This window comes from Candidatus Acidulodesulfobacterium acidiphilum, from assembly GCA_008534395.1.
Lineage (GTDB): Bacteria > SZUA-79 > SZUA-79 > Acidulodesulfobacterales > Acidulodesulfobacteraceae > Acidulodesulfobacterium_A > Acidulodesulfobacterium_A acidiphilum.
In genome coordinates this window covers 1-14820 of the sequence record SHMQ01000031.1, presented here as the reverse complement: position 1 = coordinate 14820, position 14820 = coordinate 1, and the positions used below count along the sequence as shown (strand labels likewise).

The following is a 14820-nucleotide window of genomic DNA, read 5'->3' as shown; positions in this document are numbered from 1 at the left end:
CCGTTTTATTTATTATCCTTGCTATATACCTCCCAGCCTTCGACGTTGTAAATTTTGCAAAAAAAGGTTGATATTTAATATGCAAAAATGATAATATTATTATATATTGATATTCATATATATGATATTATATATTATTAATGCGCAAAAAATAATCAATATAAATATTATACCCTAATCTCGATTTAGAAACTGTTTTAAGTATTCCAGTTATAATTAATTCTGGATGAGCCGTAGGTATTTAGACGGCTTATCCAGAATATAAAATCCTAAATCGGGATTTGGCTTATAAATTTCGGAATTGCGAAAATAAGATATTAAAAGGGAGCAGTCGATGAGAAAAAAAAGAATATTTTACGGTATTTTAATTACAACTTTTATAACGTCGCTTTTATCATTATCGTTAAGCGGATGTTCGGAAAAATCGGTTTATAAAGAAAAAACCGAAAATAAAATATCGGTCGCCGCATACAAGACTAAATATATTTCGATGCCTAATTTTCTTAAATCTCCGGGTAATACCGATTCTTTAAACAATACGGTTATTTCCGCGCATATAATGGGTTACGTGATTATGGACGACGTTCATCAGGGTCAGCCGGTTAACAGGGGAGAGATTTTATTAAAATTAAGCGCGCCGGAAATCGCTTCAAAATATTATGCCGCTAAAGCCGGATTTGTCAATGCAAAAAAAACTTACGACAGAATTAAAAGATTATATTCAGAAAATTCGGTTTCGCGCCAGACATACGACAATACGCTTATGCAGTATAACGTTGCAAAGGCTGATCTTAACGAAGCAGGAAGTTATTTGAATTATAAAAACATAGATTCGCCTATAAACGGAATTATCGTTAAAAAGAACGTTTCAATGGGCGATCTGGTTGCTCCCGGGCAGATGCTCCTTATGATACAGGGGGTTAAAAATTTGGAATTCAAAACTTCCGTGAACGTTAAATATTACGATAAAATTAAAAACGGCGAGACGGCAAATCTGAAATTTTCGTCTATAAATAAGACTATAAAAGGAAAAATAATATCGGTCGTACGTTCTGCAAATCCTTATTCGCATTCTGTTTTAGTAAGGATATCCATAGCAAAATCTCATATGGACGGGCTTATGCCGGGAATGTACGGGGTAGCTTATTTTAAAATAGGCGCCGAAAAGGCTTTGATAGTTCCTAAAAACGCCGTAGTCAGAAGGTTAGGCATAACAGGGGTATATATCGCCGATAAATCAGGACAGGTTATGTTCCAGCCTATAAAGAAAGGACGGGTTTATAAGAAAAAATTCGTAGTAATTTTAAACGGATTAAATCCAGGAATGACGGTTATAACCGGAAAATTAAATAAAATAGATATCGGCGATTACGTAACTCCAGACTTTTAAACGCATAAAAATTGAAGCGGCAAATAAACCGGCAACCCTGAGATAAAGGCATTAATTTAAAAGGAATAAAAGAAATAAAAGGAGTTTTATAAATAGATGAATAAGAATTTCAGCGCTAAAATTACCGAATATTTTATAGAAAATAAAATCACTTTACTTCTCATATTATTCATAATAGGTTTCGGAATAATAGCGGTTATGTTGACGCCGAGGCAGTATAATCCGCAGATTATTGTTCCAGCCGCCAACGTAATAGTAAGATTTCCCGGAGCAAGCGCAGAGCAGGTTAAAAATTTAGTCACAAAGCCTTTAGAAAGAAAAATGTGGCAGATTCCTGGAGTAAAGCATGTTTATTCTATATCCATGAATTCAGAGTCTATAGTGACCGTGCAGTTTCACGTCAATGCAAGCCGCGATAAAAGCCTCGTCGATATTTATAATAAAGTCTTTTCAAACTTAGATGAAATTCCAAAAGGAGTTATGCGTCCGCTTATAAAGCCTATCGACGTAAATCATGTTCCTATTCTTAATATTACGCTATGGAGCAAAAAATACGATGCGGGATATCTGACGACCATAGCAGGCAGAATATTGGATAAATTAGACTCCGTCGAGGGAACGGGCGTAACCTCTTTAAACGGAGCTAGATATAAACAGCTGAACGTTTATCTTAATCCAGTAAAAATGGCCGCATATAACGTTTCTCCGCTTATGATAGCGCAGGAGCTTAAAAATACGAACGTTAATATGCCGGCAGGTTTTTTAAGAAACGACAATAAAAAAACATTTATCACCGCAGGCGGATATTTTCACCGCGCAAGGTCTGTTAAAAATTTTATAATATCGGTTTATAACGGCAGGCCGGTTTATTTAAAAGACGTAGCAAAGGTTAAATCTTCATATAAACCTTTAAATTTTTTATCCGAAATAGGATTCGGCGGTTATTACAGGAAAATTAACGCAAACGACAGAATAATAAAAGACGCTAAAGGCGTTTATCCGGCGGTTACTATCGCAATAGCTAAAAGAAGGGGCAAAAATGCGGTTACCGTCGTCGATAACGTTCTTGCAAAGTTTCACAAAATAGCCGAAACAAGCCTGCCGGCAGGAGTTCATTATACTATAACGAGAAACGACGGCAAAAAGGCGAATAATGCAGTAAATAAACTGCTGTTTCATCTTATTATAAGCATAATTATCGTAATAGTCCTGCTTCTGCTAATACTGGGCTGGAGAGAAGCTTTTATAGTAGCTTTTACTATTCCGCTTATGCTGTTTTTAACCCTCGGCATTGCATATATATTTCACCAGACGTTGAACAGGATTACGCTTTTTGCCCTTATTCTTTCTTTGGGACTTTTAGTCGATAACGCGATAGTAGTTATAGACAACATAGAGAGAGTTTTTTCTCGTGAAAGAAACGTCCTTCCGACTTATGCCGTGGACGCTGTAAATGAAATAGGAAATCCTAATTTTTTTGCAACTCTTGCAGTTATAGCTTCTTTTATTCCCATGCTTTTCGTAACAGGAATGATGGGTCCTTATATGAGGCCTATTCCTTTTAACGTACCTATTGCAATGCTGGTTTCTTTATTTGTAGCCCTTACGATAGTTCCATGGTTCTATCTTAAGCTGATGGCAAACGAAAAGGGAATGGCTCTTTTAAGGAAAAAAGAATTAAAAGAAGAAGGGAAAGACGTTAATTCCGGATTATATGCAAGAATATTAAAACCCCTGCTGTCGAGCAAAAAGAAAAGATATATTTTTATGTCGGTTATAATAATTTTATTTATTTTGGCAATGTCGCTCCCCGTTTTAAAAATTGTTAAATTTAAAATGCTACCGGTAGCAAATACGAATACTTTTTTAATTACGGTCAATAAACGTCCTGGTTCTACGTTTGAATCTACAAATATCGCTACGATGCACATAGTAAATTATTTAAAAAGTATAAAACAGGTAAAAAATTACGTAATTACGGTAGGCACGCCTTCGGTAATAGATTTTTCCGGCCTTTTGAGAGGCGCAAATTTCAGGAATACAAGCTGGTATTCCGAAATAAGGGTTAATTTAATAAATAAAGACAAAAGGAGCACTTCGTCGCATCAGCTTGTGCTTAATATACTTCCCGTAGTTCATAAGATAGGAAAAAAATACGATGCCGACGTAAAAGTACTGGAAAGTCCGCCGGGACCTCCGGTTAAGTCCACTATCGTCGCCGAAATATACGGCAATAATTATAAAAAGCAGGAAAAGCTTTCTAAAATAGTGGAAGCGAGGATGAAAAAAACGAGGGGCGTTACCGACGTAAATTCTTCTTATAAAAAGCGCATCAGAAAGATAATGCTTATCATAAGAAGAAGAAAAGCCGCTCTTATGGGAATAACGACGCAAATGATAGCCCAGTCGGTTTATATTTTGAATAATGGCATGAGCGTCGGAACTATACACAAAAAAGGGCATTTACATCAGGACGATATATTTTTGAGAATGCCGGACGATTTCAGGACGGACGTAAATGCGTTGTCTTCGTTATGGATTTATGCGCCGTATGCAGGTAGATTAGTGCCTTTAAATTCCGTCGTAAAAATAAAACGCGGCTACCTTCATAATATGATATACCAGAGAGATTTAAAATCCGTAGTTTATGTTTACGGAAAAGTAGTCAAGAGAAGCCCTATGTATGCGAACTTAGATCTTTTTCTTCATTTTCTAAAGCACCCTCTGCCGACAGGCTATAGAATCCGCTGGGGAGGCGAATGGCATCTGACGCTTAAAGTTTTTGCCCAGCTCGGCGCGGCTATGGGAATAGCAATTTTGCTTATTTATATATTGCTGGTAGGTTACACCGGTTCTTTTATAATACCTTTAATACTTATGGGAGCTATACCTCTTGAAATGATAGGGATAATGCCGGGTTTCGGTTTAATAGGCGTTTATTTTACGGCAACTTCTATGATAGGCGCTATTGCGCTGTCCGGCATAGTTATAAGAAATTCGCTTCTTCTGCTTGAATTTATCAACGACAGAAAAAAAGAAGGATATAATATAATAGATTCGCTCGTAGCGGCCGGGTCAATGAGGGCAAGACCAATTATTATAACTGCCCTTGCAGTAGTATTCGGTTCGGCTATATTGGTAACGGATCCGGTTTGGAACGGTCTGGCATGGGCGCTTATTTTCGGAATGATTGCTTCCACTACGCTTACGCTTATCGTTATTCCCGTGCTCTATTATATGATAGAAGGGAGAAGGTGGCATAAAGAAGATATTCACGATAATCTGTAAAATATTAAATTTTTGAAATATATGTAAAATTAAATTAAATATTATTTTAAAACATCGAGGTTATTATTATGCCTATACAATTTAATTGCGCTAACAGCTGTATTGCAGAGATAGATTTGGATTTAGGCGGTAAAAATTCATTTAATATCGCCGAAATAAACGAACTTATAAAAATATTAGAATCTAATTTAGAAAAAGAAATAGATTTAAAGGCTATTGTGATTAAAAGTGCTAACCCCGATTATTTTGCTACCGGACCGGAAATTAAAGAAATAGCGGGATTAGACAGGGAAGGCGCAAGATATTACGTGACTCTTCTTAACGTATTGACTAAACATATTTACGAGTCGGCAGTGCCCGTCATATGCATTATAAACGGCGCCGTTAGCGGTATAGGACTCGATATAGTTTCTTCGTGCGATTTCAGGCTTGCAGGGGAAAAAGCTTCTTTTGCGGATTTGTCTTCTAAATACGGCATATTGTATCCATCCCATATTATTTTAAGGCTGTCTTTTTTGATAGGAGTGCAGAAAACTAAAGAAATTTTGTTAAGTTCTAAAATATATTCGGCAGACGATATGTTCAGGTTTAATTTTATATCCGATTATTTTAGCGAGGAAAATTTTGAAAAAGGCGTTAACGGATTTATAGAAAATTTCAGGAACCTTTCCGTTGATTCTTTGAGGCTTAAGAAAAAATTATTTATAGATTTATGGAAAAACTATTTAAAAAACAACCATCTTCCGGCCGAAGAAATTTTTTCGGAAATTTTAAAAGAAGGTAAAGATTGGAAAAAAACGGTAAAAGATTTTTACGGCGATTCTTTGTAAAAATACTATCAAAGCGTCAGAAAAAGGTGTCAGATTTTATTTTAAGCATACGAAAAGAAACAATTAACGATAAAAGATGTTGCGTAAAATTAATCTGACACCTTTTTCTGTATATAAGAGGGTTTTTGTTGTTTTATTGCAGGATTAAAGGTATACTTGAGAATAATAGAAAATTGTAGTATTATATATTTAATTAAATTAAACGCAATTTATTTAAATTAAAATTAAGGAGGAATTTATTATGCCGTCCAAGATTAACGGATGCGATATTCCGGAGGATTTATACTACAGCGTAGAAAAACACGTTTGGGGGAAATTAGGCGACGACGGAATAGTGACCGTCGGAATGACGAGCGTAGCTCAAAGCTTAGCCGGTAAACTTTTATACCTTACTCCTAAAAAAGTCGGCCAAAAGATAGCACAGCTTAAGTCGGTCGCAACGGTAGAAAGCGGAAAATACGTCGGGCCCGTCCCCGCTCCGTTTTCAGGAGAAATAACGGAAATAAACGATGAGGCGGTTAAAACCGTATCCTTAATAAATTCCGACCCTTACGGCAAAGGATGGGTATGCAAGATTAAAGCCGACAACATAGAAGCAGACAAAAAAAATCTGCTTACCGGAAAAGAAGCGGTAGAAGCATACAAGAAAAAAATTGAAGCCGACGGAATTAAATGCGAATAAAATAAATTTGTAAAAAAATTGGAGTATATAAATGTCTATTTTTAACGAATGTAATTTACCGGATGATCTCTATTACGATATTGAGAATCAGGTTTGGGGTCGAAAAAACAATGACGGAACTTTTACTTTCGGAATGACGGATCCTGCGCAGTCTTTGGCGGGTAAGATTCTTTACGCAGACGTTAAGGCAGTCGGAAAAATTATCAAAAAAGGAAAAAGCGCCGCTACCATAGAAAGCGGAAAATACGTAGGTCCTTTTCCTATGCCTTTTGCCGGCGAAATAACAGAGGTAAATAAGGAGCTCGAAAACGATTCTCATATTATAAATGTTGATCCGTACGGAAAAGGATGGATAGTAAAGTTAAAACCTCTTCCGGAGTCCGTTTCCGACTTAAACTCTCTTCCTTTCGGCGAAGAAGCCGTTAAAGCCTATGTTAAAAAGCTTGAAAAGGAAGATATAATCTGCAAAAAGAGATAAGTATGAGTTTTTATGAATATAACGAAAATATTGACGAAGAATACGCAAAAGGTTTTGAAATAAGAAAAATATATTTCGATTCGGAAATAAATTTTTATGCCCCAAGTATAAAATCTTACGAAACGGAAGATTTTAAAAATACAAAATCGGACTCTTTTCCTCCTTTTTCGATTACGGGAGGTTCGTGTTCTTTAAAATGCGAACACTGCAATGCGGAAATTTTAAAATCTATGGCTCCTGCATTAACTCCGGACGAACTGTTTGCAAGAGCTAATGCTATTTATAAGTCGGGGGGATTGGGTTTTCTCCTTAGCGGCGGTTCTAACAGCAGGGGTATAGTTGATATTCTTCCTTATATAAAAACCGTTAAAAAGATAAAATCCGAGTTAAATCTCAAAGTAATAGTGCATTGCGGACTAATCACCGAAGAGATAGCCGACGGACTTTTGGAAGCCGGAGTTGATTCCGCCATGCTCGATATTATCGGCGAAGAAGATACGATACGTAAAATTTACCATCTTAATGCAGAAGTTAAAGACTACGAAAATTCTTTAAAATATTTATCCGACAGGAAAATTCCATGTTCGCCACACGTAGTAATAGGGCTTAAACACGGCATAATAGCAGGAGAATTTAATGCGATAGATATTATATCTAATTACGATATATCGTCGCTTGTACTTGTAGGTTTTATGCCTATGCAAAATACGAAAATGGAAAACATAGTCCCGCCGGCCGCAGAAGAAATAGGAGAGGTTTTTTTATATGCGCGGAAAAAATTCATTAAAACTCCTATTCTTTTAGGATGCGAAAGGCCTTACGGATTGAGCAAGTTTAAAATAGAAGAACTTGCCGTAAAAGCCGGTTTAAACGGCATAGCTTATCCCTCGGAAGGAATAATTCCTTTCAGCGTAAACTTAGGTTTAAAACCTAAGTTTTCAGAGGTCTGCTGTTCTTTAATTTTTTCGGAATCGGCTTTGCCTGTAATAAAAACCGGTAATTAGATATTAATATGCAAGCATATAAAATATAAAGAAAAAGGCATCAGATTTTATTTCTCGCATTCGAAAAGAAACAATTAAATATAAAAAGATTTTACGTAAAATTAATCTGATATCTTTTTATAGGTATATCAAATCATTTACCGCATATGTTTAGAGTTATAGACACGGGCTTAAAAGATTTTTCTTACAATATATGCATGGATAAAGCCCTGATAGAATTAAGAAAAGAAGGGTTAATAGAAGACACTTTCCGTTTTTTAAGATTCGAACCCTGCGTTTTGACCGGTTATCATCAATCCGTATTCAGCGAAATAAGATTAGATTACTGCAAAGAAAAAAACATAGCAGTCGGCAGAAGGATTACCGGAGGCGGGGCTATATATTTCGACGAAACCCAGCTTGGATGGGAACTTGTTTTTTCGGCTAAAAGCATCAAAATTAAAAATTTAGATGCTTTAACCGAAAATATATGTACTGCTTTTTCTAAAGGAATGAAAAAGCTTGGTATAAATGCGGAATTCAGACCGAGAAACGATATAGAAGTCGAAGGGCGCAAAATATCCGGAACGGGCGGAACTTACGAGTCTTCTGTTTATTTTTTTCAGGGAACGCTTCTCTTGGATTTTAATCCTGAAAATATGGTAAAATCCTTAAAAATACCCATAGAAAAACTGACGGCTAAAAATTTTGATTCTATTTTATCAAGGGTAATTTCCGTCAAAAATATTTTAGGGTATATACCGGATTTAGATACTATAAAATCTGCCGTCCTAGAAGGCTTCAAGGAACATTTAAATTTAGATTTTTATGAATCTGCAATTTCTAAGAAAGAAGAAGATTTTTTAAATGAAAACCGCTCTTTCTATTCGTCCGAAGAATGGATTTATTCAAAAGATTTCGACCCCGCGGAAACAAAAATAATTTCCGAAATATATAAATGCGGAGGAGGAATTTTTAAAACCTTCGCAAAGGTGGACGAAAAAAGAAATTTATTAAAATATATATATTTTACTGGTGATTTTTTCGTTTCGCCGGCAAGGACGGTTAATGATTTAGAAAGCTGTCTTAAAGACGTTCCTCTTAATGAAGCGATATTTAAAATAGACGATTATTTTGAAAAATTTAAGCCTGAATTTCGCAACGTAAAGAAAGAAGATTTTTTCAATATAATAGTTCAAATAATAAATAAAGTTCAATTTCTTAAAAACGCCGGACTAAAAGAAGAAGATTTATCTAGATTTACATTCGTAAACGGAATGAATGCGGAAGATATTTCTTCTGCGGAATATATTTTGCTCCCATATTGCGCAAAAAAACCGGACTGCGAGTTTCGAAACAAGGATAAATGTATTGCATGCGGCGAATGCGAAACCGGCATTGCTTATAAATTTGCGGAAAAATACGGAATTATTCCAAAAACCGTTATAAGTTACGAAAATTTAGTAGAAACTTTAAAAGAGTTGAAAATAAAAGGTATTAAATCTTATATCGGTTTCTGTTGCAAAGAATTTTATATAAAAAGAAACGAAGCGTTTAAAAACAGCGGTATAAAAGCTCTGTTGATCGATATTTCTTCTCCGTTATGCTATAAGTATAAAAAAGAAAGAGATGCTTACGAAGGCAAGTTTAATGGAGAAACTACGCTCGGCGCGCGCGTTTTATTTAAAATTTTTAACGGGCGGCAGATAACTGCGGATAATGCAATAAAATAATTCGTTATTGCAATAAAAAAGAAAACGGAGGAAGTAAAAATATGAACGGAATAACCGGATATACGGCGGAAGAGGCGGCAAAAAATTTGGATTTTAACTGCGGATGTAGTGAAAATAAAGAAAATACCGACATTATAGGAAGTTCTCCTGAATATTTAAAGGTGAGTTTGGCGGCGGCTATGACTATGGATTTCGTACCGGGTATTTTTTACCGCAATGCCTGCCTCCATTGCATAAACGTTCTTTTGACTTACGAAGAAGGCTGCAGGGCAAATTGCGCTTACTGCGGACTTCAAAAATCGAGAGAAGGAGGATATAACGATAAGAGTTTTATAAGGGTAGATTGGCCGGCGTTTAAAACAGACGACATAATAGAATCGACTTTAAAAAAGAAAAAAATAGTGGATAGGATTTGTATTTCCATGATAACGCACGAAAAGGCAAAAGACGACACTTTTACTATTTTAAGAAGATTTTCGGGCGAACTGCACTGTCCCGTTTCTATACTTATGACCCCGACTATATTAAAACACGGAGATATAGACAGATTTAAAGAATACGGAGCGGATATGGTTACCGTGGCGTTAGATGCCGCGACGCCGGAGTTGTTCGACGAGTACAGGGGCAGAGGCGTCGGAGGTCCTCACAGATGGGAGAAATATAACGATATACTGAAATATTCGGTTTCCGTTTTCGGCAAAAATAAAGTCGGATGCCACCTTGTCGTAGGACTTGGAGAAACGGAGAAAGAAATGGCGGAAAGAATACAGTCGGTAAGAGATAAAGGCGCAAGGTCGCATCTTTTTTCTTTTTATCAAGAAAAGGGTTCTAAATTAGAAAACCACCCTCAATGTCCCGCAGGCCAGTATAGAAGAATTCAGGTCGCAAGACATATAATCGACTACGATTTGGGAAGAGCAGACGATATGAAATTTGACGAAAGCGGAAAAATAATAGATTTCGGAATACCGTTTAAAAACATAGCGGAAATAGTAGAAAGAGGCGCAGCTTTCCAGACTACCGGCTGTCCAGGCAGAACCGAAATTTCCGCCTGCAACAGGCCTTTCGGCGACTCTTCTCCAAAAAATATAAGAAGTTTTCCTTTTGAGCTTAACGCCGTCGACGTAAACAGGGTAAGAAAGGAATTGCTGGAATACTAAAGGCGAATAAGGAGAAAAAGAATTGAACGAAGCAGAATTAGTCAACGTCAAAGTTAAGCATTTAAATAATTTGCAAAATCAGATAATTACGGAAAAACATACGATAATCACGGACGAGCCGGAGGCTTCGGGTGGCGACGAACTTGCGATTAATCCAATAGAGCTTGTGCTTGGAGGGGAAGGTTCGTGTACTATTTCCGTACTTATGATGTTTGCAAAAAGAATGAAGTACGACCTGCAGGGCGTAGAGATAAATCTTACGCACAAAAGGGTCAGAGTAGAAGAACTAAAAGAATCGGGGGTTGAAATAGACGATGAAAGGGGTTATGTTCATAAAATTGAAAAAAAGATAAAATTTATAGGAAATTTAGACGACGACCAGATAGAAGAGCTTCAGAGGGTTTCACAAAGATGCCCCGTACACACCATGATAGAAAAAAGAACCTATTTTGAAATTTCGTTCGATAATTCTGAAAAAGCATAATTAAAAATTTGGTTGAAATTTTTTGAAATAATTTATAAAATTTATACAGATACATTTTAATGTTTAAACTTATTGTATAATATTAAATCATTAAATAAAGCGAAGGAGATTTTGTTATGGCGGTTACCGGCATTACTTCTACGCCTGCCAGTACAATAGATACTAATTATCAGCAGATTATTCAGAACGCTCCGCCAATAAAAATAAAACTGCCTAATGCTCCGCCCTCGGTTACTGTTCAGGAGTCAAACGGCAATATAAATATTCACGTTTGACGGATAACTTTTAGTAATTTTATAAATTGGATAAAATCAGCTCTTCTTTCCTCGATAAATTAATTAAAACCGTAAGAAGTTTTAACCTTCTCGCTTGGGGAGAAAGGGTCGTGGTTGCGGTAAGCGGCGGGGTGGATTCGTCCGTTCTGCTTTTTTCGCTTTATGAATTAAGGCATTATTTAGGAATATCCATCGCCTGCGCTTCATTCGACCATAAAATAAGGCCGGATTCAGGACAAGACGTAATATTCATAAAAGATTTATGTAAAAATCTTTCCATACCTTTTTATTTCGGAAGCGGCGACGTAAAATTATACGCAAAAGAAAATAAATTAAATCTTGAAGAAACTGCGAGAATTTTGCGGTATAATTTTTTATTAAAAACGGCGCGCGATTTTAATGCCCCAAAAATTGCGGTTGCCCACCATTCAGACGATTTTGCGGAAAACGTAATTATGAGGCTTATTACAGGAGCAGGAGCAGGAGCTATATCCGGTTTTCAAGCCAAATACGGACAGGTAATAAGGCCGCTTATAAACCATTCAAAATCCGAGATAATAGAATTTGCCGATAAAAATTCGATAAAATTTACCGAAGATTTCACCAACAAAGATACGAAAATTTTAAGAAATTTCGTCAGATTAAATATTCTGCCGTCTTTTAAATCCGTTAATCCTTCATTTTTAAATACGGTTAGAAATACGGCTGAAATATTAAAAAAAGACGATGATTTTATCGAAAAAATCTCGTTTAAAATTTTTAAAGAAATAGCCGAACCTGTAAATAACGGAAAAATTTATTTTAAAAAAAAAGATTTATTAAAATTAGACGACCCTGTACTATATAGGATATTAAAGCTTTCAATTTTAGAAATATATAAATATAATCCGAAAGATGAATACAGTTTTTTCATTAAAAAACCAATAATTTACTATAATAATTTTAAAGCATTTATTGAACTTATAAAATCCGGAAAACCTAACGCTTTTTTTTATATAGGCAAATTTATAGAAGTGGGAAACGAGTACGATAATATTTTTATCGGATATACTGCATCCGAAGGCTCGTTTAGTTTTAAATCCGTCAAATTTAATTTAGCCGAATCTATCGAAAATAAAGAATCCAACGCCGCTTCTCGCTATAATAAATACGAATATTTAATAGAAAAAATACCGCCGTCTTTAATAACAAGTTTAAAAATTAAAATTAAAGAAATAAATAAGACTTTTTCTATTGAAAGCGTTAATGAGTCCGACAGTGCCGAAATAATAAATAAAATAACTAAAAAAGAATTGAATTTTAAACCTGAGTCGGTTTATTTCGATTACGATAAAATAAGGTTTCCTATAACGATAAGAAATTTCATAGAAGGCGACAGATTTGTTCCGCTAGGTATGAAAGACGCCAAAAAATTGAAGGAATATTTTATAGACAAAAAAGTTCCTATTAAAGTAAGAAGAATAATCCCGATAATTTTGTTCGGCGGTAAAATAGCATGGGTTTCTTTAAACGAGATATGCGATTGTATTAAAATAACCGAATTTACAAAAAACGTCGGAATTATGCGTATAGAGTAAAAGCGGATTTAATTTGGGACAGGAAAAAGGTGTCAGATTTTATTTTACGCAACATCTTTTATCGTTCATTGTTTCTTTTCGAATGCGTAAAATAAAATCTGACACCTTTTTCTACAAATAGTTATTGAAAAAAATATATAAATATGACATATTTAATATATGACTATATTAATAAAATTAAAATTTAAGACAAAAACCTTAAGGGGGTTAATATAATTTGAATTCGAGAATAAAAAATCTTTTGTTGTGGGTATTTATAATTTTTTTGATGATTTTTATCTTTACAATGTTTAATCACCATCCTCCAAAAATTAAAAAAATAATTTTTTCGGTTTTAATAAAAAACATAAAGTCCGGAAACGTTAAGAGCGTTACGTTAGAATCTCACGATATAATAGGCGTTTTTAAGAACGGAAAGAAATTTAAGGCTTATGCGCCTACTTATCCGGGTTTAGTACCTCTTTTAGAAAAACATAACGTTGCCATAGATGCAAAACCTAAACCAGGTTCGCCGTGGTATTTGAGTTTTCTTATAGACTGGCTGCCTATGATAATAATCCTGTTCGCATTCTGGTATTTTTTCTGGAGGCAGATGCAGGGAGGAGCTGGAAAGGCTATGTCTTTTGGAAAATCTAAAGCAAAATTACTGAACGACGGCACTAACAAGGTTACCTTTAAAGACGTGGCAGGAATAGAAGAATCGAAACAGGAACTTGAAGAAATAGTCGATTTCTTAAAAGACCCTAAAAAGTTTACTAAACTCGGCGGTAAAATACCGCACGGCGTACTTTTGGTAGGTCCTCCCGGAACGGGTAAAACTCTTCTGGCAAAAGCTATAGCCGGAGAGGCGGGCGTTCCTTTCTTTAGCATAAGCGGCTCGGATTTTGTCGAAATGTTCGTCGGCGTTGGAGCATCGAGGGTAAGAGACCTTTTTGCCCAGGGAAAGAAAAGCGCACCTTGTATAATTTTCATAGATGAAATAGACGCCGTCGGAAGACACAGAGGGGCAGGTTTAGGCGGCGGACACGATGAACGGGAGCAGACTCTTAATCAACTTCTCGTGGAAATGGACGGTTTCGAGCCGAACGAAGGGGTTATTTTAATTGCCGCAACAAACAGGCCGGATGTTTTAGATCCCGCCCTTTTAAGGCCTGGAAGGTTCGACAGACAGGTAGTAGTTCCAAAGCCCGATATAAAAGGCAGAGAAGAAATATTAAAAGTGCATATTAAAGACATTCCCATAAGTCAGGACGTAAATTTAAAAGTTATAGCGAGGGGAACTCCAGGATTTTCCGGTGCAGATCTTGCCAATATGATTAACGAAGCCGCCCTTTTAGCCGCAAGAAAAAACGAAACTTCCGTCAGCATGTTGGATCTTGAAGAAGCTAAAGACAAGGTTATGATGGGAACGGAAAGAAGGAGTATGGTAATTACGGAAAAAGAAAAGAAAATTACGGCCTATCATGAAGCAGGACATACCCTTGTGGCAAAACTGCTGCCGGATACCGATCCTATTCACAAGGTTACTATAATTCCGAGAGGCATGGCTATGGGGCTTACGCAGCAACTGCCTATAGACGAAAAACATAATTACGATAAAGAATATCTGCTAAACGAAATAGCTATATTGCTTGGCGGCAGAACGGCAGAAGAGATAATATTCAACCAGATGAGCACCGGAGCCTCAAACGATATAGAAAGAGCTACCGATATCGCAAGAAAGATGATTTGCGAATGGGGTATGAGCGAAAAACTTGGCCCTATGACTTTCGGCAAAAAGGAGGAGCAGATATTTCTTGGCAGGGAATTTGCTCAGCACAAGGATTATTCCGAATCTACGGCAGTCTCTATAGACCAGGAAGTTAAAGAAATTATTACTTCGAACCATGAAAGGGCAAGACAAATATTAACGGAAAACATAGATATCCTTAAAGATATTT

11 protein-coding genes are annotated in these 14820 nt (G+C 36.0%); all 11 read left to right on the top strand.

The genetic code is table 11. The features are described from left to right. Positions 1–334: 334 nt before the first annotated feature. A complete protein-coding gene (locus EVJ48_08395) occupies positions 335–1390 on the top strand; it encodes an efflux RND transporter periplasmic adaptor subunit (protein ID RZV37736.1) in 1056 nt (351 codons plus the stop codon). Between the two features lie 96 nt (positions 1391–1486). After that, the gene (locus EVJ48_08390) at positions 1487–4678 is read left to right on the top strand and encodes an efflux RND transporter permease subunit (protein RZV37735.1); all 3192 of its coding nucleotides are present in this window, start codon (positions 1487–1489) and stop codon (positions 4676–4678) included. A gap of 68 nt (positions 4679–4746) precedes the next feature. Next, positions 4747–5508, top strand: a complete 762-nt coding sequence (locus EVJ48_08385) for an enoyl-CoA hydratase/isomerase family protein (protein RZV37734.1) — start codon at positions 4747–4749, stop codon at positions 5506–5508. A 241-nt stretch (positions 5509–5749) separates the two neighbouring features. Continuing rightward, on the top strand, positions 5750–6190 hold the full coding sequence (gene gcvH / locus EVJ48_08380) for a glycine cleavage system protein GcvH (protein ID RZV37733.1): 441 nt from the start codon (positions 5750–5752) through the stop codon (positions 6188–6190). 31 nt (positions 6191–6221) lie between these two features. After that, positions 6222–6668 carry a glycine cleavage system protein H gene (locus EVJ48_08375; protein RZV37732.1) on the top strand — a complete coding sequence of 149 codons (447 nt, stop codon included), beginning with the start codon at positions 6222–6224 and terminating at the stop codon, positions 6666–6668. A 2-nt stretch (positions 6669–6670) separates the two neighbouring features. Further along, complete coding sequence (locus tag EVJ48_08370) at positions 6671–7672, top strand: radical SAM protein (protein RZV37731.1); 1002 nt, start codon at positions 6671–6673, stop codon at positions 7670–7672. Positions 7673–7818: 146 nt separating this feature from the next. Next, positions 7819–9384 carry a DUF116 domain-containing protein gene (locus EVJ48_08365; GenBank protein RZV37730.1) on the top strand — a complete coding sequence of 522 codons (1566 nt, stop codon included), beginning with the start codon at positions 7819–7821 and terminating at the stop codon, positions 9382–9384. 41 nt (positions 9385–9425) lie between these two features. Then, positions 9426–10544: a radical SAM protein gene (locus EVJ48_08360; GenBank protein ID RZV37729.1), complete on the top strand. Its 1119-nt coding sequence runs from the start codon at positions 9426–9428 to the stop codon at positions 10542–10544. Positions 10545–10566: 22 nt separating this feature from the next. Next, on the top strand, positions 10567–11028 hold the full coding sequence (locus EVJ48_08355) for a hypothetical protein (GenBank protein RZV37728.1): 462 nt from the start codon (positions 10567–10569) through the stop codon (positions 11026–11028). A gap of 301 nt (positions 11029–11329) precedes the next feature. Beyond that, positions 11330–12880: a tRNA lysidine(34) synthetase TilS gene (gene tilS / locus EVJ48_08350; protein RZV37727.1), complete on the top strand. Its 1551-nt coding sequence runs from the start codon at positions 11330–11332 to the stop codon at positions 12878–12880. Positions 12881–13097: 217 nt separating this feature from the next. Then, positions 13098–14820 (top strand): ATP-dependent metallopeptidase FtsH/Yme1/Tma family protein (locus EVJ48_08345; GenBank protein RZV37726.1); only part of this gene is annotated, 1723 nt, incomplete at its 3' end.

What these genes read in the sequence shown, in the direction of transcription:
- EVJ48_08375 (RZV37732.1), top strand. Translation starts at nt 6,222, where the DNA reads ATGTCTATTTTTAACGAATGTAATTTACCGGATGATCTCTATTACGAT.
- EVJ48_08365 (RZV37730.1), top strand. Translation starts at nt 7,819, where the DNA reads ATGTTTAGAGTTATAGACACGGGCTTAAAAGATTTTTCTTACAATATA.
- EVJ48_08390 (RZV37735.1), top strand. Translation starts at nt 1,487, where the DNA reads ATGAATAAGAATTTCAGCGCTAAAATTACCGAATATTTTATAGAAAAT.
- gcvH (RZV37733.1), top strand. Translation starts at nt 5,750, where the DNA reads ATGCCGTCCAAGATTAACGGATGCGATATTCCGGAGGATTTATACTAC.
- EVJ48_08360 (RZV37729.1), top strand. Translation starts at nt 9,426, where the DNA reads ATGAACGGAATAACCGGATATACGGCGGAAGAGGCGGCAAAAAATTTG.
- EVJ48_08370 (RZV37731.1), top strand. Translation starts at nt 6,671, where the DNA reads ATGAGTTTTTATGAATATAACGAAAATATTGACGAAGAATACGCAAAA.
- EVJ48_08385 (RZV37734.1), top strand. Translation starts at nt 4,747, where the DNA reads ATGCCTATACAATTTAATTGCGCTAACAGCTGTATTGCAGAGATAGAT.
- EVJ48_08395 (RZV37736.1), top strand. Translation starts at nt 335, where the DNA reads ATGAGAAAAAAAAGAATATTTTACGGTATTTTAATTACAACTTTTATA.